Annotated in this window: 28 protein-coding genes and 1 riboswitch; of the genes, 18 read left to right on the forward strand and 10 right to left on the reverse strand. The window is 73.5% G+C overall.

Features of this window, described 5'->3' with window-relative positions; genetic code table 11:
- Positions 1 to 27: 27 nt before the first annotated feature.
- Positions 28 to 756 (forward strand): phosphoadenylyl-sulfate reductase, encoded by a 729-nt coding sequence (locus HHX33_RS09335; protein WP_111699547.1) that lies wholly within the window; start codon positions 28 to 30, stop codon positions 754 to 756.
- Positions 753 to 1,499 carry a sirohydrochlorin chelatase gene (locus tag HHX33_RS09340; protein WP_182874225.1) on the forward strand — a complete coding sequence of 249 codons (747 nt, stop codon included), beginning with the start codon at positions 753 to 755 and terminating at the stop codon, positions 1,497 to 1,499. The genes HHX33_RS09335 and HHX33_RS09340 overlap by 4 nt, the downstream gene beginning before the upstream one ends.
- Here the strand turns inward: HHX33_RS09340 and HHX33_RS09345 are convergent.
- The 3 genes from HHX33_RS09345 to HHX33_RS09355 all read right to left on the reverse strand — a co-directional run bounded on the left by HHX33_RS09345 (position 1,496) and on the right by HHX33_RS09355 (position 3,740).
- A complete protein-coding gene (locus HHX33_RS09345) occupies positions 1,496 to 2,338 on the reverse strand; it encodes a hypothetical protein (RefSeq protein ID WP_182874226.1) in 843 nt (280 codons plus the stop codon). The genes HHX33_RS09340 and HHX33_RS09345 overlap by 4 nt on opposite strands.
- A gap of 2 nt (positions 2,339 to 2,340) precedes the next feature.
- Positions 2,341 to 2,838 carry a SigE family RNA polymerase sigma factor gene (locus tag HHX33_RS09350; RefSeq protein ID WP_182874227.1) on the reverse strand — a complete coding sequence of 166 codons (498 nt, stop codon included), beginning with the start codon at positions 2,836 to 2,838 and terminating at the stop codon, positions 2,341 to 2,343.
- Positions 2,839 to 2,969: 131 nt separating this feature from the next.
- Positions 2,970 to 3,740: a DUF1707 SHOCT-like domain-containing protein gene (locus tag HHX33_RS09355; protein WP_182874228.1), complete on the reverse strand. Its 771-nt coding sequence runs from the start codon at positions 3,738 to 3,740 to the stop codon at positions 2,970 to 2,972.
- Between the two features lie 95 nt (positions 3,741 to 3,835).
- Between HHX33_RS09355 and HHX33_RS09360 the strand changes: the two genes are divergently transcribed.
- The 10 genes from HHX33_RS09360 to HHX33_RS09405 all read left to right on the forward strand — a co-directional run bounded on the left by HHX33_RS09360 (position 3,836) and on the right by HHX33_RS09405 (position 15,138).
- Positions 3,836 to 5,374 carry an ankyrin repeat domain-containing protein gene (locus tag HHX33_RS09360; RefSeq protein ID WP_310741277.1) on the forward strand — a complete coding sequence of 513 codons (1,539 nt, stop codon included), beginning with the start codon at positions 3,836 to 3,838 and terminating at the stop codon, positions 5,372 to 5,374.
- 105 nt (positions 5,375 to 5,479) lie between these two features.
- Positions 5,480 to 7,102 carry an isovaleryl-CoA dehydrogenase gene (locus HHX33_RS09365; RefSeq protein WP_310741278.1) on the forward strand — a complete coding sequence of 541 codons (1,623 nt, stop codon included), beginning with the start codon at positions 5,480 to 5,482 and terminating at the stop codon, positions 7,100 to 7,102.
- An 86-nt stretch (positions 7,103 to 7,188) separates the two neighbouring features.
- A riboswitch (guanidine-I (ykkC/yxkD leader) is annotated at positions 7,189 to 7,281 on the forward strand.
- Positions 7,282 to 7,396: 115 nt separating this feature from the next.
- Positions 7,397 to 8,524: an agmatinase family protein gene (locus HHX33_RS09370; protein WP_111699544.1), complete on the forward strand. Its 1,128-nt coding sequence runs from the start codon at positions 7,397 to 7,399 to the stop codon at positions 8,522 to 8,524.
- Complete coding sequence (locus HHX33_RS09375; RefSeq protein WP_182874231.1) at positions 8,521 to 9,501, forward strand: ABC transporter substrate-binding protein; 981 nt, start codon at positions 8,521 to 8,523, stop codon at positions 9,499 to 9,501. The genes HHX33_RS09370 and HHX33_RS09375 overlap by 4 nt, the downstream gene beginning before the upstream one ends.
- Entirely contained in the window at positions 9,498 to 10,373 is an 876-nt protein-coding gene (locus tag HHX33_RS09380; RefSeq protein WP_220501660.1) for an ABC transporter permease, read from the forward strand. Before HHX33_RS09375 ends, HHX33_RS09380 begins: the two co-directional genes overlap by 4 nt.
- Complete coding sequence (locus HHX33_RS09385) at positions 10,370 to 11,182, forward strand: ABC transporter ATP-binding protein (RefSeq protein ID WP_111699542.1); 813 nt, start codon at positions 10,370 to 10,372, stop codon at positions 11,180 to 11,182. Before HHX33_RS09380 ends, HHX33_RS09385 begins: the two co-directional genes overlap by 4 nt.
- Positions 11,183 to 11,280: 98 nt before the next feature.
- Positions 11,281 to 11,709 (forward strand): OsmC family protein, encoded by a 429-nt coding sequence (locus tag HHX33_RS09390; RefSeq protein ID WP_111699541.1) that lies wholly within the window; start codon positions 11,281 to 11,283, stop codon positions 11,707 to 11,709.
- A 116-nt stretch (positions 11,710 to 11,825) separates the two neighbouring features.
- On the forward strand, positions 11,826 to 13,973 hold the full coding sequence (gene glgX / locus HHX33_RS09395) for a glycogen debranching protein GlgX (RefSeq protein ID WP_182874232.1): 2,148 nt from the start codon (positions 11,826 to 11,828) through the stop codon (positions 13,971 to 13,973).
- Positions 13,970 to 14,830, forward strand: a complete 861-nt coding sequence (locus tag HHX33_RS09400) for an AzlC family ABC transporter permease (RefSeq protein WP_182874233.1) — start codon at positions 13,970 to 13,972, stop codon at positions 14,828 to 14,830. Before glgX ends, HHX33_RS09400 begins: the two co-directional genes overlap by 4 nt.
- Positions 14,830 to 15,138, forward strand: a complete 309-nt coding sequence (locus HHX33_RS09405) for an AzlD domain-containing protein (protein ID WP_111699539.1) — start codon at positions 14,830 to 14,832, stop codon at positions 15,136 to 15,138. Before HHX33_RS09400 ends, HHX33_RS09405 begins: the two co-directional genes overlap by 1 nt.
- A gap of 41 nt (positions 15,139 to 15,179) precedes the next feature.
- On the opposite strand, the gene HHX33_RS09410 is transcribed toward HHX33_RS09405, so the two are convergent.
- Together HHX33_RS09410 and HHX33_RS09415 are read right to left on the reverse strand one after the other, a co-directional pair.
- Entirely contained in the window at positions 15,180 to 16,268 is a 1,089-nt protein-coding gene (locus tag HHX33_RS09410) for an ATP-dependent DNA ligase (protein ID WP_182874425.1), read from the reverse strand.
- Between the two features lie 16 nt (positions 16,269 to 16,284).
- Positions 16,285 to 17,109: a pyrimidine reductase family protein gene (locus tag HHX33_RS09415; RefSeq protein WP_220501661.1), complete on the reverse strand. Its 825-nt coding sequence runs from the start codon at positions 17,107 to 17,109 to the stop codon at positions 16,285 to 16,287.
- A gap of 77 nt (positions 17,110 to 17,186) precedes the next feature.
- Here HHX33_RS09415 and HHX33_RS09420 point away from each other — a divergent pair, with 77 nt between their 5' ends.
- Both HHX33_RS09420 and HHX33_RS09425 read left to right on the forward strand, forming a co-directional pair.
- On the forward strand, positions 17,187 to 18,053 hold the full coding sequence (locus HHX33_RS09420) for a class II glutamine amidotransferase (RefSeq protein WP_182874234.1): 867 nt from the start codon (positions 17,187 to 17,189) through the stop codon (positions 18,051 to 18,053).
- Between the two features lie 144 nt (positions 18,054 to 18,197).
- Entirely contained in the window at positions 18,198 to 19,547 is a 1,350-nt protein-coding gene (locus tag HHX33_RS09425; protein WP_220501662.1) for a glutamate decarboxylase, read from the forward strand.
- A gap of 16 nt (positions 19,548 to 19,563) precedes the next feature.
- On the opposite strand, the gene ligD is transcribed toward HHX33_RS09425, so the two are convergent.
- Entirely contained in the window at positions 19,564 to 20,574 is a 1,011-nt protein-coding gene (gene ligD, locus HHX33_RS09430; protein WP_182874236.1) for a non-homologous end-joining DNA ligase, read from the reverse strand.
- 95 nt (positions 20,575 to 20,669) lie between these two features.
- Between ligD and msrB the strand changes: the two genes are divergently transcribed.
- Positions 20,670 to 21,071, forward strand: a complete 402-nt coding sequence (gene msrB / locus HHX33_RS09435; protein WP_111699536.1) for a peptide-methionine (R)-S-oxide reductase MsrB — start codon at positions 20,670 to 20,672, stop codon at positions 21,069 to 21,071.
- 7 nt (positions 21,072 to 21,078) lie between these two features.
- Here the strand turns inward: msrB and HHX33_RS09440 are convergent, their stop codons facing one another.
- Positions 21,079 to 21,672, reverse strand: coding sequence for a hypothetical protein (locus HHX33_RS09440; protein ID WP_182874237.1), 594 nt, complete (start codon positions 21,670 to 21,672; stop codon positions 21,079 to 21,081).
- 367 nt (positions 21,673 to 22,039) lie between these two features.
- Positions 22,040 to 22,390, reverse strand: coding sequence for a hypothetical protein (locus HHX33_RS09445; protein WP_182874238.1), 351 nt, complete (start codon positions 22,388 to 22,390; stop codon positions 22,040 to 22,042).
- A gap of 9 nt (positions 22,391 to 22,399) precedes the next feature.
- Between HHX33_RS09445 and HHX33_RS09450 the strand changes: the two genes are divergently transcribed.
- The 3 genes from HHX33_RS09450 to HHX33_RS09460 all read left to right on the forward strand — a co-directional run bounded on the left by HHX33_RS09450 (position 22,400) and on the right by HHX33_RS09460 (position 24,554).
- A complete protein-coding gene (locus tag HHX33_RS09450) occupies positions 22,400 to 23,224 on the forward strand; it encodes a sensor histidine kinase (RefSeq protein ID WP_182874239.1) in 825 nt (274 codons plus the stop codon).
- Complete coding sequence (locus HHX33_RS09455) at positions 23,209 to 23,862, forward strand: response regulator transcription factor (protein WP_310741279.1); 654 nt, start codon at positions 23,209 to 23,211, stop codon at positions 23,860 to 23,862. Before HHX33_RS09450 ends, HHX33_RS09455 begins: the two co-directional genes overlap by 16 nt.
- A gap of 122 nt (positions 23,863 to 23,984) precedes the next feature.
- Positions 23,985 to 24,554, forward strand: a complete 570-nt coding sequence (locus tag HHX33_RS09460; protein WP_182874240.1) for a hypothetical protein — start codon at positions 23,985 to 23,987, stop codon at positions 24,552 to 24,554.
- Here the strand turns inward: HHX33_RS09460 and hemQ are convergent.
- Both hemQ and hemG read right to left on the reverse strand, forming a co-directional pair.
- Positions 24,526 to 25,227, reverse strand: a complete 702-nt coding sequence (hemQ, locus tag HHX33_RS09465; protein WP_138460003.1) for a hydrogen peroxide-dependent heme synthase — start codon at positions 25,225 to 25,227, stop codon at positions 24,526 to 24,528. The two genes, HHX33_RS09460 and hemQ, sit on opposite strands and share 29 nt — an antisense overlap.
- A 29-nt stretch (positions 25,228 to 25,256) precedes the next feature.
- Positions 25,257 to 26,693 carry a protoporphyrinogen oxidase gene (gene hemG, locus HHX33_RS09470; RefSeq protein ID WP_259402302.1) on the reverse strand — a complete coding sequence of 479 codons (1,437 nt, stop codon included), beginning with the start codon at positions 26,691 to 26,693 and terminating at the stop codon, positions 25,257 to 25,259.
- Between the last annotated feature and the right edge of the window lie 127 nt (positions 26,694 to 26,820).

Consider the following 26,820-nt stretch of genomic DNA (forward strand, 5'->3'; position numbering starts at 1 on the left):
CCAGTGAACGACGTGTGAGGAGTAACGATGTCGGTGGCAGAGATAGAGGCGGGCCTGGAGCGGCAGCGGGCGACGCTGGACCTCCAGGGGATCGTGGAGTCCGCGGCGCGCTTCCTTGAGGACGCCCCCGCCCGGGAGATCATCCGGTGGGCCGCGGCCACGTTCGGCGACCGCCTCTGTCTCACCTCGTCGATGAGCGACGCCCTGCTGATCGACCTGGTCAGCAGGGTGAAGCCGGGCGTCGACGTGTTGTTCATCGACACCGGCTACCACTTCGCCGAGACCATCGGCACCCGCGACGCGGTCGAGACCGTCTACAAGGTCAACGTGATCAACGTGAAGCCGTCCAGGACGGTCGAGGAGCAGGACCGCGACCTCGGCCCGCGCCTGTACGGGCGCAACCCCGACCTGTGCTGCTACCTGCGGAAGGTCGAGCCGCTCAACCGGGCGCTGGAGCCGTACCTCGCCTGGGTGTCGGGCATCCGCCGTGACGAGTCGCCCACCCGGGCGAACACCAAGGTCGTCGAGTGGGACGCCAAGCGGCAGATGGTGAAGGTCAACCCCATCGCCCGGTGGACCCAGGAGGACGTCGACAACTACATCGCCGACAACGGCGTGCTGATCAACCCGTTGCACTACGACGACTACCCGTCGATCGGCTGCGCCCCCTGCACCCGCCGCGTGGCGCCGGGCGAGGACCCGCGCAGCGGGCGCTGGTCCGGCCTCGGCAAGATCGAGTGCGGCATCCACCTGTGACGAGTGCTCCACACGGGAACGCGCCGCTGATCGCGGTGGCGCACGGGTCCCGCGACCCGCGCGCCACCGCGACGGTGGAGGCCCTGCTCGACGGCGTACGGCGGGCCCGGCCCGGCCTCGACGTCCGCGCCGCCTACCTCGACCACGCCCCGCCGTCGCTGCCTCGGGCCCTCTCGGGCCTGGACGAGGCGGTCGTGCTCCCCCTCCTGCTCACCGCCGCCTACCACAGCCGGGTGGACATCCCGGCGGCCCTGCGGGAGGCGTCGGCCCGCGCGCCGCGCCTGCGGGCCGTCTGCGGCCCCACGCTCGGCCCGCACCCGCTGCTGGTCCGGGCCCTCGAACGCCGCCTCACCGAGGCCGGGGTGGAGATCGGCGACCCGGAGACCGCCGTGGTACTGGTCTCGGCCGGGTCCAGTGACGGCCGGGCGAACGCGACGATCGCCGCCGTCGCCCGCGCGTGGGCGCGGGAGCGCCCCTGGTGGTCGGTCACCGCCGCCTACGCCTCCGCCGCCGCGCCCAGGCCCCGGGAGGAGGTCGAACGGCTCAGGCGGGCGGGCGCGCCGAAGGTCGTCGTCGCGCCGTACCTGCTGGCCCCCGGCCACTTCGCCGACGCCGTGCGGCGCGACGCCCTGGACGCCGGGGCGCACGCCGTGGGCGGCGTCCTCGGCGCCGCCCCCGAACTGGTCGCGCTCCTGCTCGAACGCCACGCCCAGGCCGTCCGCGCCGCCCGCCAGGCGGCCTAGCCGACGGTTCCCGGGTCCGCTTCCAGGTCCAGCAGGGACCACCTCCGCGACCCCGGCGACGGTGTGACGGCGGGGTCCCCGCACGCGGAGGAGAGGATCTCCTGCCCGTTGGGCCTGCGGATCACGATGTCCTGGTCGCAGGCGACCGGCGTCGGCCCCGCCACGAGAGGCCACGCCTCCCTGATCGTGAGCCGTCCGCCGGTGCGGTACTCGCCGGTCTCCTCGATGACGCGCCCGGCCTCCCGCTCGCCGAGCGCGGGGATCGGCGCCCCCGGTTCGAGGCCCGCCGCGACCCGCTGGACCGGCACCAGCGCGACGTCCACGTCGTTGCGTCCCCTCAGATCCCCGCCGGACTCGTCGGTCCACGACAGCGAGTGATCGACGTGGTCGCTCTGGATGCCGCACACGCCCTGCGTCACCAGACGGCCGTTCAGCCAGACGAGCGCGTACGACGGGTCCCGGCAGTCGACCCGCACGTTCACCGACTCGCTGATGCCCGTGTAGGGAAATCTCAGGACCCGCCCGCCCGTCTCGATCGCTCCGTTGAGGAACACCCGCTCCCCCGTCAGGTAAAAGCCCTCGGAGGGAACGGCCGCCAGGACGGCCGGTCCGCCGTCTCCGGGGGGCGCGATCGTGACCGTGCGCGGCGCGGTCGCGACCATCACCGCGGCGGCCAGACCGGTGGCCAGCGCCGCCCCCGCACCGGCCCGTCGCCGGCGGACGCGGCGGACGCGCCGGTCCACGTCGGCCAGAGCGACGCCCCCGCCCCGTCCCCCGCCCCGTCCCGTGGCGGCGTCCCCGGCGAGAAGCTCGCGGAGCTCTGTCTCGGTCAGTGTCATCGTCAGCTCTCCAGGCTCATCGCGGAGCGGGCGGCGGGATCGACGCGCAGCCTGGCCAGGGCCCTGCTCGCCTGGCTGCGCACGGTCCCCGCCGAGCAGCCGAGGATCTCCGCGATCCGGTCGTCGCCGAGGTCGGCGAAGTAGCGCAGCACGATCACGGCGCGCTGTTTCGGCGGCAGTCCCGCGAGGGCCCGCCGTACGGCGTCCCGGAAGCCGAACAGGTCGGCGGCGTCGCCGACCGCCGGCTCCGGCAGCACCTCGGTCGGCTGCTCGCCGCGCCAGCGCCTGCGCCACCAGCTGGCATGGGTGTTGGTCAGGATGCGGTAGACGTACGGGTCGGGATTGTCACCGACCCTCCGCCAGGCCAGCCACGCCTTGGCCAGCGCCGTCTGGACCAGGTCCTCTGCCGTGCCCCAGTCGCGGCAGAGGAGGTAGGCCGTCCGCAGCATGCGGTCCGAGCGCTGCTCGACGTAGCGCTCGAAGTCGGCCCGGTCGCGCATGTGCGGCCCCCAGTGATCGGTGCGGTCCTCGGTGGACGGTCACCGATGACTACGCCCTGGGAGCGCCGCGCCGTTGCCTCGGACGGCGATCGGGTTCCCCTGCGGCGCACGGCCGCGCGCTCGGGGGCCGTTCAGCGGGAGTCGCGCCGGCGGTCGCGGAGCCGGGGAGGACGAGGCGGGCGGGGCGGGCGGAGCCCGTGCATGCCGTGAAGGCCGTCCAGCCCGTGCAGCCCGTGCAGGCCGTGCTCGGAGCTCTCGTATCCCTCGGTGAGGGAGGCGCGGCGCTCCTGCCACCACTCGCTCCAGGCGAACCAGCCGCGCTTGATCGGCTGCGCCCGGGAGTCCCCGATGATCTTCACGTCGCCCAGCAGGACATACGCCCTGACCCTGACGACGGGGGCGGCCTGCCCGGCGGGAGCCTCGATCACCTGGACCTTCTTGTCGCCCAGGACGGTGACGCCGGAGAGCTCCACGTCGATCCCGTCCGGCACGATGATCTTGAGGTCGCCCAGCACGCAGACGGCGACGACGTCCACCTCACGCCCGCGCACCTCGGCCTCCCGCAGGTCGAGGGTCACGTCGCCCAGCACGCTGACCGCGCCGACGCCGTCGTCGATCCGCCACGAGCCGGTCCTCTTGGCGTCGCCCAGCACCGCCACGATCCACTTGCGCATCCTGCCCTGCGTGGCGGCCGGAGCCGCGGGCGCGGGGGCCGGGGCGCCGCCCGGCAGGTCGGCGATGATCTGGGCGAGCTCGCCGTGCGTCTGGGCCAGATAGGCGGCCTCGGTCCGCTCCGTCAGCTCGGCCAGCGTCAGCCGCCCCTCGGCGGACGCCACCCTCAGCCGCTCCACCACGGACTCGCGCTCGGCGTCGGACGCCCGCATGCCACCCGGATCGTTCACGTCCCCCACCGTAACCCCGACCGGCCCCGCTCCCCATCCTCCCTGGGGACGATCCCTGCGGGGTCCTCCAGAAGGGGTTGTGTGAGCATGGAGACGTGACCCGCAGCAGGTTGTTGGAGGCGATCGCGGAGGGGGACGCCGCGCGGGTGGCGGAGATGCTGCACCCGGAGGCCCCGGTATCCCCTGTGTCCTCCCCTGTGTCCCCCGCCGTCGACCCCGCCCAGGGGACGACGCCGCTCTACCGGGCCGCCGCCGGAGGGCACCACGAGATCGTCCGGCTGCTGCTGGACCACGGCGCGGACCCCGACCGGCCGAGCGGCGGGCCCGAGGAGGGGCTGCCGCTGTGCGCCGCGGCCTGCTGGGACCACGCCGAGACCGTGCAGGCGCTGCTGGACGGAGGCGCCGACCCCGACGCGGCGGAGGAGGGCGGCTGGACGGCCCTGCTGTGGGCGGCCGCCAACGGCAACCTCGAGTCGGCCGACGTGCTGCTCGACGCCGGGGCCGATCCCGGCCTGGCCGACGAGGACGGCGACACGCCGCTGACACTGGCCGCGCTGTTCGGGGCGTACGGGATCGTCTGGTCCCTGCTGGAGCACGGCGCGGACCCGGCGGCGCCCGGCTGGGACGGCGCGACCCCGCTGGAGATCGCCGCCCGTCTGGCGGGAGCCGATCTGGAGGCGGTCCTCCGGGACGACGTCGCCGCGCGGCTGGGCGGCGAGCACACGGTGCTGGTGGCGCACTCCGCCGCGCCGGACGGCACCCGGCGGGTCACCGTCGAGGCGCGCGGCGAGGGCGCCCGCACCGGCGTCCACACCGTGGCCCGCCAGTACGGGCACGCGGCCGCCGCCACGGTCCTGGAGGCGGCGCTCGGCCTCCGGCCGCCGCCCGAGGAGCTGCTCCGCCGCGTCCTGCCCTACCGCGACCTGGACGAGGACGACGAGACGTGGTGGGCGGCCGTCCACGCGCTGCGGGGGCGCCACGACGAGGAGACGTTCCGGGCGGTGACGCGGTTGTGCGAGAGCGACGACCCGGTGCGGCGGGAGTTCGGCGTCGACGTCCTCGCCCAGTTCGGCCGCGACACGGGCCACCTCCCGGGACAGGACACGGGCCACGACGACCGGCAGGACGAGGTCCTCGGCATCCTGCGCGACCTGGCCCGCCGGGAGACCGAGCCCGCGGTGGTCGAGGCCCTGCTCGCGGCGTTCGGCCACCGGGCCGACGAGCGGGCCCTGCCCGAGGTGCTGGCGATCGTGGGCGGCCCGGGGCGCGAGCCCACCGTCAACGACCCGGTCGCGCTCGCCGCGGTCCTGCCGTCCGGCGACGAGGACGGCCTCGCCGCCCTGATCCGGCTGACCGAGTGCGGGGACGACGAGGTGCGCGACTGGGCGACCATGGGCCTCGCCGGCCTGCCGGCCGACACCGCCCGGATCAGGGAGGCGCTGGCCGCCCGGCTGGCCGACCGTGACGTGACGACCGTGGCCGAGGCGGCCCGCGGCCTGGCCGCGCGCGGCGACAGGCGGGCGCTCACGGGCGTCCACCGGGTGCTGTGCGAGGCGGGCGCCGGTCAGGGCTACGCCCGTGATCTCGCCCTTGAGGCGGCCCAGGAGCTGGGCCTGGACATCTCCGGCGCCTGAGCGCGGCGGCGGGTGTTTGTCCCGGCGGGCCCGAGTGCTGAGATGGAGTTCCGGCCTCGCCCGGTTCCCGGCGCCGAGGACCCGGCATCACCCGAGGAGGACCCTGTGACCCGCGACGCGACTCACGACGTGACCAACCAGGCGCCCCCGCTGGCCGGGCACGACGTCTCGGCCGACCAGGCGCTGCTGGAGGGGCTCGCCAGGGAGGGGGCGGACTGGGCGACCGGGGAGCTGCGCCGGCTCGGCCTGCTGGCCGGATCCGAGAAGGCGCAGGAGTGGGGGCGGCTGGCCAACGAGCACCCGCCCGTCCTGCGCACCCACGACCGGTACGGCAACCGGATCGACGAGGTCGAGTTCCACCCCGCCTGGCACGAGCTGATGTCGGTCGCGGTCGGCAACGGGCTGCACGCCTCCCCCTGGACCTCGGCCCGGCCGGGGGCGCACGTCGCCAGGGCCGCGAAGTTCTTCGTATGGTCCCAGGTGGAGGCCGGGCACGGCTGCCCGATCTCCATGACGTACGCCGCCGTGGCCGCGCTGCGGCATTCGCCGTCGCTGCGGGCGGAGTGGGAGCCCTTGCTGGCCTCCCGGACGTACGACTTCGGGCTGCGCCCGCCGCTGGAGAAGCGGGGGGTGCTGGCGGGGATGGCCATGACCGAGAAGCAGGGCGGCTCCGACGTGCGGGCCGGCACCACCCGGGCCGAACCCCTCGGCGACGGGAGCTTCGCCCTGACCGGGCACAAGTGGTTCAACTCCGCCCCGATGTGCGACGCGTTCCTGGTGCTGGCCCAGGCCCCGCGCGGGCTGTCGTGCTTCCTGCTTCCCCGTGTGCTGCCCGACGGCACCCGCAACGCGATGCGCCTGATGCGGCTGAAGGACAAGCTCGGCAACCGGTCCAACGCCTCCGCGGAGGTCGAGTACGACGGCGCGACGGCCTTCCTCGTCGGCGAGGAGGGCAGGGGCGTCCGCACGATCATCGAGATGGTCAACATGACCAGGCTCGACTGTGTGACCGGCTCGGCCGCCGGCATGCGGCAGGGGCTGTCGCAGGCCCTCCACCACGCCCGACACCGGAGCGCGTTCGGCCGGCCGCTGGCCGACCAGCCGCTGATGCGCGCCGTGCTCGCCGACCTCGCGCTGGAGTCCGAGGCGGCGACCACGCTGATGACCCGCCTGGCCGGGGCGACCGACCGGGCGGTGGCGGGCGACGCCGCCGAGGGGCTGTTCCGCCGGGCCGCCCTCGCCGCCGCCAAGTACTGGATCTGCAAGCGGGCTCCGGTCCACGCCGCCGAGGCGCTGGAGTGCCTGGGCGGCAACGGGTACGTCGAGGAGTCGCAGATGCCCCGGCTGTTCCGGGAGTCCCCGCTGAACGGCATCTGGGAGGGCTCGGGCAACGTGGCCGCCCTCGACCTGATGCGGGTGCTCGCCCGGGAGCCGGAGGCGGTCGAGGCGTTCTTCGCCGAGGTCGCCCGCGCCGGGGACCACCGCGTCGGCGACGCGGCCGGGCGGGTGCTGAAGACGCTCGCCTCCGCCGGTGAGGCCGACGCCCGCCGGGTGGCCGAGGAGATGACGCTGGTCCTGCAGGCGTCCCTGCTCGTGCGGCACGCCCCGGCGCCGGTGGCCGACGCGTTCTGCGCCTCCCGCCTGGGCGGCGACTGGGGCCGCGCCTTCGGCACGCTCCCGGCCGGCCTCGACCTGGAGCCGATCCTGGACCGCGCGGCGCCCGCGTGAGCAGGCGGTCACGGGACGGCTACGCCACGGAAATGCGGCGGAAACAGGCCGCCGCTGTCATGAAGGGGACTCACCGGCTCACCCCGGTGAGGCGCACCTAGGGTTCCGTTCGGCTGGTCCGAGAGGTGCAGGCGGCTCGGCGCGGAGCCGTTCCACGGCGGGACAAAAGCCCGGGAGGCTGTGACTTCGGCGTCTCCCCGGTCAACGGCGCGGCCGGGACCGGGGAGACGCCGCGGGTCGCGAATCCCGCCGCCCGCCGGGCGGCGGTGGACCAGCCGTCCCCCGAGGAGTGCCGTGGGCCACCTCCATTCCCACTACGGTCCCGAAGCCCGTAACGCCGTCGAGCGTGAGGCCGAGATCCCCACCACCATGCACGAGCGGGAGATCGCCCGCGGGCTCGAACTCGGCCTGCAGGGCGCCGACTCGATCGTCGACCGCACCATTCCCACCTTCTCCCGCGGCGAACTGCCGCACTTCGCGGGGATCAACACCTTCCTCAAGGCGCCGTACGTCGAGGACGTGCGGCGCTGCGGGGAGTACGACGTGGCGGTGCTCGGCGCGCCCTTCGACGGGGGCACCACCTACCGCTCGGGCACCCGCTTCGGGCCACAGGGCATCCGCAAGATCTCCGCGCTGTACGGCCCCTACAGCTTCGAGCTCGGCGTCGACCTCCGCGAGTCGATCACGATCTGCGACCTGGGCGACATCTTCACCATCCCGGGCAACATCGAGAAGACCTTCGACCAGATCAGCAAGGGCGTCGCGCACGTCTTCGAGAGCGGCGCCTTCCCGGTGATCCTCGGCGGGGACCACTCGATCGGCTACCCGACCGTGCGCGGGGTGGCCGAACACGTGCGGGGAAACGTCGGCATCATCCACTTCGACCGTCACGTCGACACCCAGGAGACCGACCTCGACGAGCGGATGCACACCACCCCCTGGTTCCACGCCACCGACATCCCGAACGTGCCGCCGAAGAACCTCGTGCAGATCGGCATCGGCGGCTGGCAGGCGCCCCGCCCGGGCGTGAAGGTGGGCCGCGAGCGGGGCACCACGATCATGACGGTCACCGACTGCGTCGAGATGGGCATCGAGGCCGCCGCCGAGCGGGCCCTGGAGGTCGCCTGGGACGGCGCGGAGGCCGTCTGGCTGTCCTTCGACGTCGACTGCCTCGACGCGGCCTTCGTGCCCGGAACCGGCTGGCCCGAGCCCGGCGGGTTCCTCCCCCGCGAGGTGCTCAAGTTCATCCAGCTCATCGCCGACGCCCGGCCGCTCGCCGGGATCGAGGTGGTGGAGTGCTCCCCGCCGTACGACAACGCGGAGATCACCTCGCTCATCGCCACCCGGGTCATCTGCGACACCCTCGGGTGCCTGGTGCGCTCGGGACACCTGCCGAAGAGGAAGAAGGAGGCCGTCCAATGACGCGCCGACACCTCGCCGCCGTTCTCGTCCTGCTCCTGCTCGCGGGCTGCGCCTCCCCCGGGGAGCGGCAGGCCGCCGCCCCGGCCGGCTCGACGATCACCCTGGGCTTCAGCGCCTGGCCGGGCTGGTTCCCCTGGCAGGTCGCCGGCGAGCAGGGCCTGTTCCGCAAGAACGGCGTGGACGTCGAGCTCAAGTACTTCGACAGCTACACCGACTCGCTCAACGCGCTGGCCACGGGAACCATCGACGCCAACAGCCAGACGCTCAACGACACCCTGGCGTCCGTGGCCGGCGGGGCGAAGCAGAGCGTCGTGCTGGTCAACGACAACTCCAGCGGCAACGACCAGATCATCGCGGGGCCGGGCATCTCGTCGCTGTCCGGCCTGAAGGGCAGGACCGTCGCCGCCGAGCAGGGCACGGTCGACCACTACCTGCTCCTGCTCGCGCTGCGGAAGGCCGGTCTCACCGAGGCGGACGTGCAGTTCCGGCCGATGCCGACCGACGCCGCCGCGGCGGCCTTCGCCGCCGGGCAGGTGGACGCCGTCGGGGTGTTCGCCCCCTTCACCACGACCGCGCTCAAGCGGAAGGGCAGCCGGGCGATCGCGACGTCGGCCGACTTCCCCGGGGCGATCCCCGACCACCTGGTGGTCACCCGTGACCTCGTCTCCCGCGACCCGAAGGCCGTGCAGGGGCTCGTGTCGGCCTGGTTCGACGCGCTCACCTGGATCGGCGAGCACCGGCCGGAGGCCTTGGAGATCATGGCGAAGCGGGCGGGGGTGAGCGTGTCCGACTACGAGTCGTACGACAAGGGCACGACGATCTTCACGCTGGAGCGCAACCGGACGGCGTTCTCCGGCGAGCTGGACGGCCGCGCCAAGGAGATCGCGGAGTTCCTGGTCTCGGCGAAGCTGGTGGACAAGGCCCCGCCGCTGGAGGGACTGTTCGCGCCCCAGTTCGTCCGCGCGGTGCAGCCGTGACCGCGGCCGAGGCGATGCCGAGACAGGACGCCGGGACGGTCCCGGCGGCGGAGGAGCCCGCGCCGCGCCGGGCGAGGCTCAGGACCGGGCCGCTCACGACCAAGGCGCTCACGACCTCGGTCTCCGCGCGTACGGCCTGGCTCCTGCGGTGCCTGTCGATCCTCGTGCCGCTGGCCGTCTGGCAGGCGGTCAGCGCGAGCGGCCGGGTGGACCCCGCGTTCCTGCCCTCCCCGTCGGCGGTCTGGGCGGCCGGGGTGGACATGGCGGCCGGCGGCGAACTGGCCGCCGACCTCGCGGCGAGCCTCGGCCGGATCGCGGCGGGCTTCGGCCTGGCCGTCCTGATCTCGGTGCCGCTGGGGTTCGCGATGGGGACGCTCGGCTGGGCGCAGCCGCTGCTCGAACCGGCCGTCGGCATCCTGCGCTACCTGCCCGCGTCGGCCTTCATCCCGCTGCTGATCATCTGGCTGGGCATCGGCGAGGCGTCGAAGGTGGCGCTGCTCGTCCTCGGCGTGGTGTTCTTCAACACGCTCATGACCGCCGACGCCGTACGGCAGGTGCCGCACCGGCTGCTGGAGGTGTCGGCGACCCTCGGGGCGTCCCGGCCGCGGGTGGCCGCCCGGGTGGTGTTCCCGTACGCGCTGCCGGGGATCATCGACGCGATGCGGGTCAACGCCGCCGCGGCGTGGAACTTCGTGGTCGTCGCCGAACTGGTCGCGGCCACCTCGGGACTCGGCTACCGGATCACCCGCGCCCAGCGGTTCCTGCAGACCGACCGCATCTTCGCGATCCTCGTGGTGATCGGCCTGATCGGCCTGGCCATCGACGTCACGCTGCGCCTGCTGCGCGCCCGGGTGGGGAGGTGGGCCCGTTGACGAGCGCACCGAGCGGTCTCCGGCTGGAGGGCGTGGGCAAGGAGTTCGTCCCGGGCCGGCCGGTGCTCCAGGACGTGGACCTGTCCGTGGCGTCCGGCGACTTCGTCTGCGTGGTGGGGGCGAGCGGCTCGGGCAAGTCGACCCTGCTGGGCATGGTCGCGGGCCTCGTCCCGCCCACGTCCGGCCGGGTGCTGCTGGACGGCCGTGAGGTCGCGGGTCCCGGCCCGGACCGCGGGCTGGTGTTCCAGACCGCCTCGCTGTATCCCTGGCGGACCGTGGCCCAGAACGTCGCGTTCGGCCTGGAGGCGCTCGGCGTGCCGCGCGCCGCCCGGCGGGAGCGGGTGCGGTGGCTGCTCGACGAGGTGGGCCTCGGCCACCTGGCCGGGGCCCTGCCCGGACGCCTGTCGGGCGGGCAGCAGCAGCGGGTGGCGATCGCCCGCGCGCTGGCCTGCGCGCCGCGCGTGCTGCTGCTCGACGAGCCCTTCGGCGCGCTCGACGTGCAGACCAAGGAGGACATGCAGCTGTTCGTACGGCAGGTCTGGCAGGACGTGACACCGGCCGGGGAACGCCCGACGGTCGTCATGGTGACCCACGACACGGAGGAGGCCGTGTTCCTCGCGCGCCGGGTGATCGTGCTGTCCAGCGATCCCGGCCGGATCAGCCAGGAGATCGCCATCGGCCTGCCGGAGCCCCGCCCGCTGGAGATCAAGCGCTCCGCGGAGTTCCTGCGGATCAGGGCGGAGGTCGAGGACCTGGTCCGGGCCGAGCACCGCGCCCACCAGGCGCGTGTCGCCGCCGCGCCGGCGTGATCGTGGGTTCGCGGGAGGGTCGCGGGACGACCGGCGGCGCGGGTGGCGTTAAGGTCGCTGCTGAATGGATTAAGACTCGCTAGTGAAGGGATATCGCCATGGCGACCACTCGTACCGCGACGACGCAGTGGAAGGGCGCCCTGCTCGACGGTTCGGGCGTTGTCTCGCTCGACACCTCCGGCGTCGGCACCTTCGACGTCTCCTGGCCCTCCCGGGCCGAGCAGGCGAACGGCAAGACGAGCCCGGAGGAGCTCATCGCGGCCGCCCACTCCTCGTGCTTCTCGATGGCCCTGTCCCACGGCCTGGCCCAGGCGGGCACTCCGCCGCAGTCGGTCGAGACCCGGGCCGACGTGACCTTCCAGCCCGGAGAGGGCATCACCGGCATCGTGCTCTCCGTACGGGCCCAGGTGCCCGGCCTGTCCGCCGAGGACTTCCAGCAGGCGGCCGAGACCGCGAAGGCGAACTGCCCGGTGAGCAAGGCGCTGGCCGGCACGACTATCACCCTGAACGCCGAACTCGTCGGCTGAACCACCAGTGGGGCCCCCGCCGGACCGGTCCGGCGGGGGCCTCCGCGTGCGCGGACCGGGAGCAGGGGTACCGCCCCAGGTGCACGAATCGTCCGGGCAGTGGAGAATGAGGTTACATGCGCGAGGTTTGGCCTGGAGAGCCCTACCCACTCGGCGCCACCTGGGACGGTGTGGGCACCAATTTCTCGGTGTTCTCGGAGGTGGCCGAGCGGGTCGAGTTGTGCCTGTTCGACGACGACGGCGCGGAGACCCGCGTCGACCTCCCGGAGGTCGACGGCTTCGTCTGGCACGGCTACCTGCCGGGGATCATGCCCGGCCAGCGGTACGGCTTCCGCGTGCACGGCCCCTACCGGCCCGAGCACGGCCACCGGTGCAACCCGGCCAAGCTGCTGCTCGATCCGTACGCGAAGGCGATCGAGGGCTCGGTCCGGTGGAACGAGTCGCTGTTCTCCTACCACTTCGCCGACCCCACCCGGCTGAACGTCGAGGACTCCGGGCCGCACATGCCGAAGAACGTGGTGGTCAACCCGTTCTTCGAGTGGGGAAACGACCGGCCGCCCCGCACGCCGTACCACGAGACGGTGATCTACGAGGCGCACGTGCGCGGGCTCACCATGCGTCACCCCGCCGTGCCCGAGGAGCAGCGGGGCACCTACGCCGGGCTCGCGCACCCGGCCGTGATCGACCATCTGCGGTCGCTCGGCGTGACGGCGGTCGAGCTCATGCCCGTCCACCAGTTCGTGCCCGAGCACTTCCTGGTCGCCCGGGGGCTGACCAACTACTGGGGCTACAACACGATCGCCTTCCTCGCACCGCACAACGCGTACTCCTGCGCGGGGCAGCGCGGCCAGCAGGTCCAGGAGTTCAAGGCGATGGTCCGGGCCCTGCACGACGCGGGGATCGAGGTGATCCTCGACGTGGTCTACAACCACACGGCCGAGGGCGACCACATGGGCCCCACGCTCGGGTTCCGGGGCCTCGACAACGTCGCCTACTACCGGCTGCGCGAGGAGGACCGCCGCTACTACCTCGACTACACCGGCTGCGGCAACTCGCTGAACGTCCGCTCGCCCCACGCGCTCCAGCTGATCATGGATTCGCTGCGTTACTGGGTGCTCGACATGCACGTGGACGGCTTCCGCTTCGACCTCGCCGCCGCGCTCGCCCGCGAGCTGCACGACGTCGACCGGCTCAGCGCGTTCTTCGACCTCATCCAGCAGGACCCGGTGATCTCCCAGGTCAAGCTGATCGCCGAGCCGTGGGACGTCGGTCCCGGCGGTTACCAGGTCGGCAACTTCCCGCCCCTGTGGACCGAGTGGAACGGCAAGTACCGCGACGCCGTACGGGACTTCTGGCGGGGCGACTCCCGGACGCTGCCCGAGTTCGCCTCGCGCCTCGCCGGGTCGAGCGACCTGTACGCGACCAGCGGCCGCCGCCCGGTCGCCTCGATCAACTTCGTCACCGCCCACGACGGGTTCACTCTCACCGACCTCGTGTCGTACGACCACAAGCACAACGAGGCCAACGGCGAGGGCAACCGCGACGGCACGGACGACAACCGGTCGTGGAACTGCGGCGCCGAAGGACCGGTCGACGACCCGGCGATCACCCGGCTGCGGCGGCGCCAGCGGCGCAACCTCCTCACCACCCTGTTCGTGTCCCAGGGCGTGCCGATGCTGCTGGCGGGCGACGAGTTCGGCCGCACCCAGCAGGGCAACAACAACGCCTACTGCCAGGACAACGAGACGTCCTGGATCGACTGGTCCCTGGTGGGGCGGGAACCCGGCCTCCTGGACTTCGTCCGCCGCCTGGGCGCGTTACGGCGGGCGCACCCCGTCTTCCGGCGCCGCAGGTTCTTCCTGGGCCGCACGGTCGGGGACGACAGCAGGGACATCGTCTGGCTCACGCCGTCGGGCACCGAGATGACCGACGCCGACTGGCAGACCGGCTACGCCAAGTCGCTGGGCGTCTACGTCAACGGCGACGCGATCAGCGAGCCCGGCGCGCGGGGCGAGCGGATCACCGACGCGACGTTCCTGCTGCTGATCAACGCGCACCACGAGAGCCTGACCTTCGCCCTCCCCGGCCCGGAGCTGGGCGCGGCCTGGCGTCCCGTGCTCGACACCGCCGACGAGGACCCGCCGGACGACCCGGACGCGGCGGAGACGCTGGCGGCCGGGTCCAAGGTCACCGTCACCGACCGGTCCATGCGCGTCCTCGTGTGCGCCGGCGGCCCGAGCCGCCGGTTACCCTCGGTCGGGTGACTACGGCACCACCGCAAAAACCGCATTCCGGCCTGCCGCCGAAGCCCCGGTCGGCGGTCGTACGGGACGCCCTCGGGGTCGGCGCGGCGGTCGGGCTCTCCGGGTTCGCGTTCGGCGTGACGTCGGCCGGGGCCGGGATGACGCTCGCCCAGACCTGCGTGCTGTCGCTGCTGGTCTTCACCGGGGCGTCCCAGTTCGCGCTGGTGGGCGCGCTCGGCGCCGGCGGGGCACCGCTCCCCGCGGCGGCGGGGGCGCTGCTGCTGGGCGTCCGCAACGCGTTCTACGGCCTGCGTCTGTCGCAGGTGCTCGGCCTTCCCGCGGCGGTCCGCCCGCTGGCCGCCCACTGGGTGATCGACGAGACCTCGGCCGTGGCCCTGGCCCAGCCCGACCGGCGGCTCGCCCGGCTCGGGTTCACCGTCACGGGCGTGACCCTGTACGCCGGGTGGAACGTCACGACCCTCCTCGGCGCGCTGGGCGCAGCGGCCCTGGGCGACCCGGCGGCCTGGGGGCTCGACGTGGCCGGTCCGGCCGTCTTCCTCGCCCTGCTCCTGCCCATGCTCCCGGACCGCTCCGCCGCCGCTCCTTCGGCGCGGGCAGGCGCCACCCCGGCTCCGGTCCAGGATGGGGAGGGCACGGCGACGGCCCGGCCGGCCCGGGCCGCGGTCCTCCGGCATGAGGTGGCGGTGGCCGTGCTGGCCGTCGTACTGGCGCTGGCCTGCGTGCCGTTCCTGCCCGCGGGCGTCCCGGTGCTGGTGGCCGTGCTCGCCGCGCCCGCCGTCCTGGCCGTCGCCGCGCTCCGGTCCCGCGCCGCCGCACGGCGGGAGCGGAGCGCGGCGGCGCGGGCGGAGGAGGCGTGATGGGGGTGTGGATCGCGATCGCGGTCACCGTCGCCGGGTGCTACGCGGTCAAGCTCCTCGGGCTGTCGGTCCCGGCGGCGGTGCTGGAACGGCCGCTCATGCGCAGGCTCGCCGCGCTGGTGCCGATCGCGGCGCTGGCCGCGCTGATCGCCCTGCAGACCTTCGCCGACGGCCGCACGCTCGTCGTCGACGCCCGGGCCGCCGGCCTCGCCGCGGCGGCCGTCGCGCTGCTGCTGCGCGCGCCCTTCCTGGTGGTGGTCGCGGTGGCCGTCGTCGTCACCGCCGCCGTCCGCGCCCTGACCGGCTGAGCTCCGCCGACCTCTGCCGGTCGGCCGGATGCCGGGACGGCTCAGCGGGCGAGGATCTCGTCGAGGTCGTAGCTCACCGGGCGTTCGAGCTGGTCGTAGGTGCAGGACTCGGGCGTGCGGTCGGTGCGCCAGCGGCGGAACTGGGCGGTGTGCCGGAACCGGTCGCCCTCCATGTGGTCGTAGGCGACCTCGATGACCCGTTCCGGCCGCAACGGGATGAACGACAGGTCCTTCTTGGCGTTCCACCGCGAGACGGCGCCCGGCAGGCGCTGGCCCTGCGCGCCACCCTGCGCGCCGCCCTCCGCCACCTCGGCCCAGTGTCCCCAGGGGTGCTCGCTCAGGTCCTCCATCCGGTACTGCGCGAGCTCCCCGACCAGTTCCTCGCGCTTCTTCATCGGGAAGGAGGCGGCCACCCCCACGTGGTGCAGGCGGCCGTCGGCGGAGTACAGCCCGAGCAGCAGCGACCCGACGACCGGCCCCGACTTGTGCTCGCGGTAGCCCGCCACGACGCAGTCGGCCGTCCGCTCGTGCTTGACCTTGAACATCACCCGCTTGTCCGGCGTGTACGGCTGGTCTCCCGGCTTGACCACGATGCCGTCGAGCCCGGCGCCCTCGAACGCGTCGAACCACTCGGCGGCCCGGCCCTCGTCCCGGGTGACCGGGGTGAGCCGCACCGACCGGCCCGCCCCCGCCAGCGCCTCCTCCAGCCGGGCCCGCCGCTCCGAGAACGGCGCCTCCATCAGGTCCTCCGCGCCGACGGCGAGCAGGTCGAACGCGACGAAGGAGGCGGGCGTGCTCCCGGCCAGCAGCCGCACCCGGGACTGGGCGGGGTGGATGCGCTGCTGGAGCGCGTCGAAGTCGAGCGACTGGCCCCTGATGAGCACGATCTCACCGTCCACCACGCACCGGGGCGGCAGCTCCTTCCTGACGGCCTCGACCAGCTCAGGGAAGTAGCGCGTGAAGGGCCGCTCGTTCCTGCTGCCCAGGAAGACCTCGTCGCCGTCGCGGAAGACGATGCAGCGGAAGCCATCCCATTTCGGCTCGTAGTAGAGCGTGCCGTCCTGCTCCGGCAGCTTCTTGACGGCCTTCGCGAGCATCGGCGCGACCGGCGGCACCACCGGCAGGTCCAGGTCCGGGATCAGCGGTTCAACCGGCGGCTTCATCATGCGCCTCCCTGAGGTATCGGCAGAAGAGGAAGCCGTCCTCCTCCAGCACCTGGGCGAGGGTCAGCGGCGTGCGCGAGGCGACGCCGTCCAGTATGCGCGCGGCGTCGCCCCCGGCGAGCAGCGGGCTCACCGTCAGCGCCAGCTCGTCGACCAGCCCGGCCGCGGCGAGCTGCGCGTTGATCCGCGGCCCGCCTTCGCACAGGATCCGCCCGAGCCCCAGGCCGCGCAGCTCCTCCACCGCGGTCGCGAGATCGACCCGGTCCTCTCCGGCGACGATCAGGACGGCCTTGTCCGCGGCCTCGTCCCGGCGTTCCTTCGGCGCCGCCTCCGTCGTGATCACGATGGTCCGGGCGTACGGCTCGGCCTCGGTGAACAGCGGGCCCCCGAGATCGAGGTCGAGCAGGCGGGTGACGACGGCGATCTGCGGAACGGGCGGGCGGCCCTCGCGCGGCGCCCGCCACGACTCGCGCGGGCGGGCCGGACGGTAGCCCTCCGTGCGGACGGTGGCGGCGCCGGCGAGCACCACGTCGGCCAGGCCGCGCAGCAGCCCGAAGATCCGTTTGTCGGCCCGGCCGGACAGGCCCTCCGAGTGGCCCTCGACCCAGGCCGCGCCGTCGGCGCTCGCCACCATGTTGAGACGCAGCCAGTGGTCACGCGGGTAGGCGTAGGCGGCGGCGATGTCGGGATCGTCCTCGGCGTGGGGATGGATGCGGCGCACGGTTCCCACACTCGCACACCGCACCGACAACACCGCCACGACCCGGCCCCGCCACGCGTACGGACCGGCCGCCCGGGAACGGCTCATCGGGGGAGGCGTCATCGCCGGTGCCGAGCGGGACCCGGGACGCCGGACGAGCCGATGCGACGGGAGGGACAGGGGACATGTGCCGCTGGCTGGCCTACTCCGGCTCGCCGATCACACTGGACAAACTGCTCTACGAGCCGGAGAACTCACTGATCGACCAGAGTCTCCATGCCAGGTACGGCCAGGAGACGGTGAACGGCGACGGGTTCGGCGTCGGCTACTACAGTGCCGATTACCACGGGGACGGCCACCACGGGGACGGTGACGCGGCACCGGCGGTGTTCAAGGACACCAAACCGGCCTGGGGCGACCGCAACCTGCACGAACTCGCCCGCCATACCCGGTCGCCGCTGTTCATGGCGCATGTGCGGGCGTCCTCGGGAACGGCGATACAGCAGACGAACTGCCATCCGTTCAGGTACGGCCCGTGGCTGTGGATGCACAACGGAGCGATCTCCGAGTTCGGGCGCCTCAAACGGGATCTGGTCATGGCCGTCGCCCCGGACCTGTTCGCGGCCATCGAGGGGTCCACGGACTCGGAGGTCATGTTCTTCCTGGCGCTCACGCTGGGGCTGCGGGAGGACCCGCCGGGGGCGGTGGAGCGGATGGCCGGTCTCGTGGAGCGGACGGCGCGCGAGCACGGCGTGGAGCACCCGCTCCAGATGTCGCTGGCCACGTCGAACGGCGAGCACGTGTGGTCCTTCCGCTACTCCAGCGACCGTCGTTCGCGATCGCTGTTCCACAGCGCGAACACCCAGACGCTCCGGCACCTCCATCCGGAGGTGTTCGCGTCCGTGGAGCTCTCGGACGACGCGCGGGTCGTCGTGTCCGAGCCTCTGCGCGATCTGCCGGGTCTGTGGCTGGAGGTTCCGGAGTCGACGTACACGATCGTCAAACCGGATTTCTTCGAGATGCACCCCTTCAACCCGGTGGCACCGGAATGACGCAGAAGCATGTACCGCGGCTTTGACCATCGTCTGCCCGGTCTGTAGCCGCCGACTGCCAGACTCGTTCGAGGCGGAGAGGAGCGGACGGTGGCTTCACGGGACGGCGAACGGTCCGGGCAACGGCCGGTATGGGTAAATCCGTTGTTCGGGGCGACCGACCCCGCCTCCGGGATCACGACGGTTCCTCCCCGGCACCGGCTGCCGGACGGGCCCGCGGCGCCCGCCACCGTGTCCCGGCTCATCCGCGACGAGCTGATGCTGGACGGCAACCCGCGGCTGAACCTCGCCACGTTCGTGACCACCTGGATGGAGCCGGAGGCGCACGCGCTCATGGCCGGCATCGCCGACAGGAACCTCATCGACAGGGACGAGTATCCCGCGACGGCGGAGCTTGAGCGGCGCTGCGTTCCGATGCTCGGCCACCTGTGGAACGCCCCCGACCCCGACGCCTCGGTCGGAACCTCCACCGTCGGCTCCAGCGAGGCCTGCATGCTCGGCGGGATGGCGCTCAAGCGCCGCTGGACGCGGCGCGACGCCGGCCGCCGCGCCGCCGGGGCGCGGCCCAACCTGGTCATGGGCGTCAACGTCCAGGTGTGCTGGCTGAAATTCTGCAACTACTGGGAAGTGGAGCCCCGCCTGGTCCCCATGAGTGGCGACCGGTTCCACCTGGGCGCGGAGGAGGCCGCCGAGCGGTGCGACGAGAACACCATAGGCGTCGTCACCGTCCTGGGCTCCACGATGGACGGAAGCTACGAGCCGGTCGCCGACGTCTGCGCGGCGCTCGACGCGCTGGAGGAACGCACGGGGTGGTCCGTGCCCGTGCACGTGGACGCCGCATCGGGCGGGATGATCGCCCCCTTCCTCGATCCGGACCTGGTGTGGGACTTCCGCCTGCCGCGGGTCGCCTCGATCAACGTCTCGGGCCACAAGTACGGGATGGTCTACCCGGGACTCGGGTGGATCCTCTGGCGGGACCGGGACGCGCTCCCCGGCGACCTGGTGGAGCACGTGGACTATCTCGGCGGAGACGTGGCGACGTTCACCCTCAACTTCTCCCGGTCCGGATCGCAGGTCGTCGCGCAGTACTACAACTTCCTCCGGCTCGGTCACGCGGGCTTCAGCGAGGTGCAGGGAGCACTGCGGCGGGTGGCCACCCATCTCGCCGGGCGGATCGAGGACCTCGGCTGTTTCCGGCTCCTCACCCGGGGCGACCAGCTGCCGGTCTTCGCCTTCACCACCGGCGACGACGTCACCCGGTTCAACGTCTACGACGTCTCCCGGCGGTTGCGGGAGTGGGGCTGGCTGGTGCCGGCCTACGCCTTCCCGCCCGACCGGGAGGACCTGCACGTGCTGAGGGTGGTGTGCCGCAACGGGTTCTCGCTCGATCTGGCCGATCGGCTGGTGGACGACCTTCGCGGCCTGCTGCCCTGGCTGCACAGACAGCCGGCGCCCCTCTTCGGCCCGGACGACGCGACGAGCTTCCACCACTGATCCGCCGGCGGCGGGCTCAGGCACCGGCGGCGTCGCCCTCGGGCCGGGCCTTGGACGGCTGCACCCGCTTGGGCTCGCCGGGCATCTTCGGGTAGTTCGGCGGATACGGCAGGTCGCCCCGCTCGTCGGCGTCGTACCACTCCAGGAGCGTGCCGATGCCGAAGGCGCGGTCGTCGATCTCCCGCTGTACGTCGCCCAGCGTGGCGAACCGGTCCGGCATCGTCCTCAGGTCGAAGGCGCCGGGGTCGCAGTCCTCCAGCTCGGCCCAGGTCACGGGGGCCGACACCCGGCCGTCGGGCCGGGCGCGCACCGAGTAGGCGGACGCCACCGTCCGGTCGCGGGCGTTCTGGTTGTAGTCGATGAAGACCTTCTCCCCCCGCTCCTCCTTCCACCAGGCGGTCGTCGCGAGATCGGTGCGCCGCTCCACCTCCCGGGCGAAGGCGATGGCGGCGTGCCGCACCTCGGTGAAGGTCCAGCGCGGCTCTATGCGCACGTTCACGTGGACGCCCCGGCTGCCGGAGGTCTTCGGGAAACCCCGCATGCCGAGCTCGTCGAGGACCTCCTTCGCGGTGAAGGCGACCGTACGGGCCTGCTCGAACGAGGTGCCGGGCTGCGGGTCGATGTCGATGCGCAGCTCGTCGGGGTGGTCGAGGTCGGCGCGGCGGGCGTGCCAGGGGTGGAAGTCGATCGTGCCGAGGTTGGCGCACCAGGCGATGGCCGCCACCTCGGTCGGGCAGAAGGCGTCGGCCGTGCGCCCGCTGGGGAAGCGCACGGTGACGGTCTCGATCCAGTCGGGATGCCGGGGCATCCGCTTCTGGTAGATCGCCTCGGAGCCGACGCCGTCCGGATGCCGCTTGAGGTAGGTCGGCCGCTCCCGCATCGCGCGCAGCGCGCCCTCCCCCACGCTCACGTAGTACGTCACCAGGTCGCGCTTGGTCGCGCCGATCGCCGGGAAATAGACCTTGTCCGGGTTGGTGACCTTGACGACCCGGTCACCCACCTCGATCTCGATGTACGGCGAAGCCATGTAGGCGACCCTACCCCCGGGGAAGATCCGGGACGGCCTGATGGTTCCTCACTTCGTAATCCCCGCGAGGGGCCACCGGGCACAGGGTGGTGAGCATGGAAAAGGTAGTCAAGAGCGACGCCGAGTGGCGCGCGCAGCTTTCCCCGGAGGAGTTCCGCGTCCTCCGGCAGGCGGGGACCGAGCGCCCCTACACCGGCGAGTACGTCGGCACCAAGACCGTCGGCGTCTACTCCTGCCGCGCCTGCGGCGCGGAGCTGTTCCGGTCGGAGGCCAAGTTCGAGTCGCACTGCGGCTGGCCGTCGTTCTTCGAGCCGTCGGAGTCGGAGGCCGTGACGCTGCACGAGGACGACTCCCTGGGCATGCGCCGGGTCGAGGTGCGCTGCGCGCGGTGCGACTCGCACCTCGGGCACGTGTTCCACGGCGAGGGTTATCCCACCCCGACCGACGACCGGTACTGCATCAACTCCGTCAGCCTGACCCTGCGACCGGCCGAGTAGGGCCGGCTCAGTTCGGCTTCGGGTAGGTGACCCGGCAGTCGTCGTCGTCCGGGCCGAGGACGTTGGCGAGGACGGGATTGCCGTTCTCGCCGAACCTGGACTGGACGAACACCACGGGGTTGACCTCCCCCCGCTCGGCCAGGTACTCCAGGCCTCGCTTGCACAGGGTGATCGCGGCCTTGGAGTTGTCGGCGTTCTCCGGGAGGCTCGTGTAGATGCGCAGATAGCGGCCGGTGGTGCGGATGTCCTTGACCTTCTTGGCCGTCTTGTCGTTCCACCGGCTGCGGAAGTAGGCGTCCGCCTTCTTGTCGGTGTACTTGGACGGTCCCGAGGCCTTCTTCGCCGACGCCTTCTTCTTCCGCGCGCCGTCCGCCTTCTTCCCCGTGTCGACGCTCGCGACGGTGAGCTCACCGGCCGGGGAGGCGTGCGGCGCGGGCGCGGCGGCCACGCCGGCCGGAGCCGCGTCCGGGTGCGACAGCGGCCCGGCGATCGCGAAGGCCCCGACGGCGAAGGCGGCGGCTCCCAGCGACAGTTCGACGACGTGTGAACGGGTCCGCCTCTTACGGCGGCGCCCCCTGGAACGTGCCAGCCCGCTTGACACTCTGCCTCACCTAGACGTAGATCTTCCGTCACAGTATGGCAAAGTCCAGCCGCCGCCAAGTCCCTTTCAGGCGTTTCGCACGTGGTCCGACAGAATGTCCCTTCCAACGGAGTCCCGTCCTCCGCCGATCACAGGGAGGGTCCGTGCCGGCCGCCGTGTCCCCCACCGTGTCCTGGCTCGTGTTCGGGCTGTCCTGCGTCCTGGTCGCGGCCGGAGGGGCGCTGGGCGGCGCCGACCCGGTGGACGCCGCGGTCGCGCTCGGCTTCACCCCGCTCGGCGCCTATCTGGTGGCCCGTCGCAGGGGCGGCGCCGTCGGACCCTGCTGCCTGGTGACCGTGCTCGGCGCCGTCGCCTACTTCGCCGACTCCTACTCGCTCCGGCCCGGCCTGCCCGGCGGCCGCTGGGCCGCCTGGGTGGGCGCGTGGGCCTGGGCCCCCGCCCTGCTGACCGTGGGCGGCGTGCTGCTGCTCGTGCCGGACGGCCGCCTGCCCGGGCGGGCCTGGCGGCCGGTGGCCGCGACGGGAGTGGCCGCCACGGCGGCGTTCACGGTGCTGGCCGCGCTGGTGCCCGAGGGCCCGGACCGGCCGTTCCCGGTCGAGGCCCTGGCACCGGCGCGGGACGCGCTGCCCGCCGTCATCGTGCTCCTGGCCGCGGTCTCGCTCGCCTGCGCGGCCGGGCTCGTCGTCCGCACCGTCAGGGCGCAGGGCGAGCGGCGCACCCAGCTGCTGTGGATCTGCCTCGGCGCCGGCGGGGCACGCCCGCCCCGCTCGGCGTGTCGGTGCCGCTGCGCTTCCAGGACGAGGTCCTCGGCGTCCTCGGCCTGTCGGGAGGCGACGTGCGGGTGCTCGCCCCGCTCGCGTCGCACGCCGGGGCGGCGCTCGCCGCCGCCCACCGCGCCGCGGCGCTGCAGCGCTCGCGGACGCTGCTGGTCACCGCGCGGGAGGAGGAGCGGCGGCGGTTCAGCCGGGACCTGCACGACGGGCTGGGCGCCTTCCTCGCGGGCATCGGCTTCACGGTGGACGCCGCGGGCAACGCGCTGAAGGCCGACCCGGAGCGGGCGCGCGGCCTGCTCACCCAGATCAGGACGCACGTGGCCGAGGCGGGCGCGGGCGTACGCCGCCTGGTGCGGGGGCTGAGGCCACCCGAGCTGGCCCAGCTCGGGCTGGCCGGCGCCGTCGAGCACACCGCCGCGACGCTGGGCGCCGGCGGGGTGGAGATCGAGGTCACGGCCGGGGACGTGAGCGGCCTGCCGGCCGCCGTGGAGGTCACGGCCTACCTGGTCGCCCGCGAGGCGCTGACGAACGCGGTGCGGCACGGCGGGCCCCGCCGCTGCGCCGTACGCCTCGGCCGGACCGCGGCCGGTGCGAAGACCGGCACGACGGACGGGTTCGAGCTGAGCGTGCGCGACGACGGGAGCGGGCTCGCGCCCGAGGCCGTCCCGGGAGTCGGGCTGACCTCCATGCGGGAGCGGGTGGAGGAGCTGGACGGAAAGCTGACGATCGACGCCGCCCCCGGCGGCGGAACGGTGGTGGCCGCGTGGATTCCCCTGTGATCAGGCTGCTCGTCGTCGACGACCACCCGGTGGTCCGCGACGGCCTCGGGGCGCTGATGTCGACCGTTGAGGGCATCGAGGTCGTCGCGGTGGCCGAGGACGGCCTGCGGGCGCTCGCCGCCGCCCGCGCGCACAGCCCCGACGTCGTGCTCATGGACATCTCGATGCCGAACATGGACGGCATCGAGGCGACCCGGCGGCTGTCCGCCGGGGCCCGCCCGCCGAGCGTGGTGATGCTCACGATGTCGGACGACGACCTGTCGCTGCTGGCGGCCGTCCGCGCGGGCGCCAGGGGCTACCTGCTCAAGAACGCCGGCCAGGACGACGTGGTCGCCGCGGTGCGCGCGGCGGCCCGGGGACAGGCCGTCTTCGGGACCGGCGCGGCCGAGTCCCTGATCAACCTGCTGCACGCGCCGCCCCGCGTGTCCCCGCGGCCGTTCCCCGCGCTCACCGACCGGGAGTACGAGATCCTGGAACTCGTCGCGTCGGGCCTGGGCAACCAGGCGATCGCGGCGCGCCTGGGCGTCAGCCCGAAGACCGTGGCCAACGCCGTCTCCGGCGTCCTCGTCAAGCTCGGCGTGCGCGACCGCGCCGGGGCGGTCGCCGCCGCCCGCGCGGCGGGACTCGCCACGGGCTGAGCCTGCCTCCCGGAGATCCGGGAGGCGTTCCCCCGCGGACGGGAACATCGGCTCCTCCGGCCGGGATCGTCACGGCCCGAATCTGGACGGGCAACGACAGCACCCTCCGGAGGAGAACCGTCATGGACGCCACCGCGTCGCCCCGCACTTCCACCACCCCCACCGCGCCGGCCGCCGCTCCGGCCGCCGCCGCGGCGGCGGCACTGACGCTCGGCGTGACGCAGATCCTGCACGCGCAGACGGTGCCGTTCGCCTCTCCGGCGGACTACGTCATCGAGGGCGCGTACGCGCTCTATCTGATGGCGGCGGTCGCGGCCGTCCTCGCGCTGCGCCGTGTCCACCGCCCGGCGGAGGGCTGGGGGCGGGTCGGCGACGCCGGGGCGCTGCTGTACGGCCTCGGCCACGCGCTCGTCGCGGTCCCGGTGACGACCACCTTCCTCCTCGGCCACGACGCGCCGGACCCGCTCGGCGCGCTGTTCGTGCCGGGGATCGCGCTGTGGATGGCCGGGCTGGTCCTGCTGGCGATCGCGTGCTTCCGCCACGGGCCGGTGCCCCGTCCCGTGGCGGCCGTCCTGCCCGCGACGCTGCCGCTGACGATGGCGCTCGGCGCGGCGGGCCCCCTGGTCGAAGCCCTGACCTGGGCCGTCCTGGGGGTGTCGATCGCTAGGGCAGCGCGGCGACGAGTTCGCTGACCGGCTTGCGGGTGCCGGTGTAGAAGGGGATCTCGATCCTGGTGTGCCGCCTCGCCTCGGCCCCACGCAGGTGGCGCATCAGGTCGACGATGCGGTGCAGCTCGTCGGCTTCGAAGGCCAGCATCCACTCGTAGTCGTTGAGCGCGAAGCAGGCGACCGTGTTGGACCGCACGTCGGGGTACTCGCGGGCCATCATCCCGTGCTCGGCGAGCATCCTGCGGCGCTCGGAGTCCTCCAGCAGGTACCACTCCAGGGACCGGACGAAGGGGTAGACGCAGACGAAGCCGCGGGGCTCCTCGTCGGCGAGGAAGGCCGGGACGTGGGACTTGTTGAACTCCGCGGGCCGGTGCAGGGCCATCGCCGACCAGACCGGCTCGCTCGCGCGGCCGAGCGCCGTACGGCGGAACCGGGCGTAGGTCTCCTGGAGGTCCTCCGGGGAGGGGGCGTGCCACCAGAACATGAAGTCCGCGTCGGCGCGGAACCCCGCCACGTCGTAGCAGCCGCGCGTCGTCACGTCCTTGCCCGCCGCCTGGGCGAGCAGCTCCTCGACCTCTCCGGCGACGGCCTCACGGGCGTCGGGGAGCCGGTCGCGCAGCCGGAAGACCGACCACATCGTGTACCGGATGACCAGGTTGAGATCGCGTGCCTTGGGGCGCGGGGCGGGCTCCGTCATGGCTCCATTCTGCCCGTACGGCGAGGTGGTCAGGCCCCCGGGGCGGCCTGCGCCGTCCGCAGGTGGTCGAGCACGAGCCGGGCGGCCGTCCGGGCGCCGGCGACGCAGGCCGGGACGCCGACGCCCTCGTACGCGGCGCCGCACACGGCCAGGCCGGGCTGCCCGGCGATCGCGGCCCGCACCCGGGCCACCCGGTCGAGGTGGCCGACCTCGTACTGCGGGAGCGCGCCGCCCCAGCGGGTCACCCGGGTGTCGAGCGGCAGCCCGCGGACGCCCATCACCTCGGTCATCTCGTCCGTCGCCAGGGCCGTCAGCTCGGCGTCGTCGCGCTGGAGCACCGCCTCCTCCCCCAGCCGTCCGAGCGAACACCGGACGATCAGCACGTCCCGGCCGGCCTCCGCCAGGTGGGGCCACTTGACGCTGCTGAACGTCGCGGCCTTGACCGGCCGGCCCTCCACCGGCGGGACCAGGTAGCCGCTGCCGGTCGGCGGCTCGGGGAAGGCCGTCAGGGGGTAGGCGAGCGTGACGATCGCCATCCCGGCGTACTCGATCGCGGCCAGTTCCGCAGCCGCCCCGGGCACCTCGCGCCGCAGCAGCCGGGAGGCGGGCCGCGCCGGGACCGCCAGGACGACCGCGTCGGCGTCGATGATCTCCTCGTCGCGGGTGGGGCCGGTGACCAGCCGCCAGCCGTCTGGCGTGCGGAGGAGGTCGCGCACGGTGACGCCGGTCCGGACCTGCGCGCCGGACTCCTTGGCCACGGCGGCCGGCAACGCGCCCATGCCGCTCCTGAGGGTCGTGAAGACCGGCCCGGCGTCCGCCGGGGCCTCGGCGGCCATGCTCCTCGCGGCCTGCAGCAGGGACCGCTCGGTGCGGGCGGCGGCGGCGACGCGCGGCATGGTCGCGTCGAGCGACAGCGACTCGGCCCGCCCGGCGTAGACGCCGCCCAGCAGCGGCTCCACCAGCCGCTCGACGACCTCGCTCCCCATCCGGGCCCGCACGTAGGCCGCGACGGAGACGTCGCCGGTCACGAGCGTGGGCGGCAGGAACTGGTCGAGCGGCACCCGGGCGAGCCCGGCGGGCGACAGGATGCCCGAGCGGGCGAGCGCGACCACGTCCGCGGGCACGCCCATGACCTGCTGCCTGGGCAGCGGGCGCAGGGACCCCCGCGACAGGACCGCCGCCCGGGTCGTGCCCGGGTCGGCCAGGTCGTCGCCGAGACCGGCGAGCCGGGCCAGTTCCGTGCCCTCGGGCCGCCGCGCCAGCATCGACTCGGCGCCCGCGTCGACCTCCACCCCCGCGACGGGCGAGGAGTACAGCTTGCCGCCGATCCTCGGCGCGGCCTCCAGCACGGTGACCCGCAGCCCCGCCTCGGCCCGGCTCAGGTGCAGCGCCGCGGCCAGTCCCGCGATGCCGGCGCCCACGACGACCACATGACTACCCGCCGTCCTGCCCATCGTCCTGCCCATGGAGGCAAAGCTACCGGCCCGTACACGCGGTGGCCGTATCGGCATGGCCGCCACCTGGGCAAGATTCATAGAAACTTTTCACATACCAGGCTAAAAGTAAGACAGTCCTGTAATAAAGTTGAGGGGG

It is taken from the genome of Microbispora sp. H10670 (assembly GCF_014161385.1).
In the GTDB taxonomy this organism is placed as follows: domain Bacteria; phylum Actinomycetota; class Actinomycetes; order Streptosporangiales; family Streptosporangiaceae; genus Microbispora; species Microbispora triticiradicis.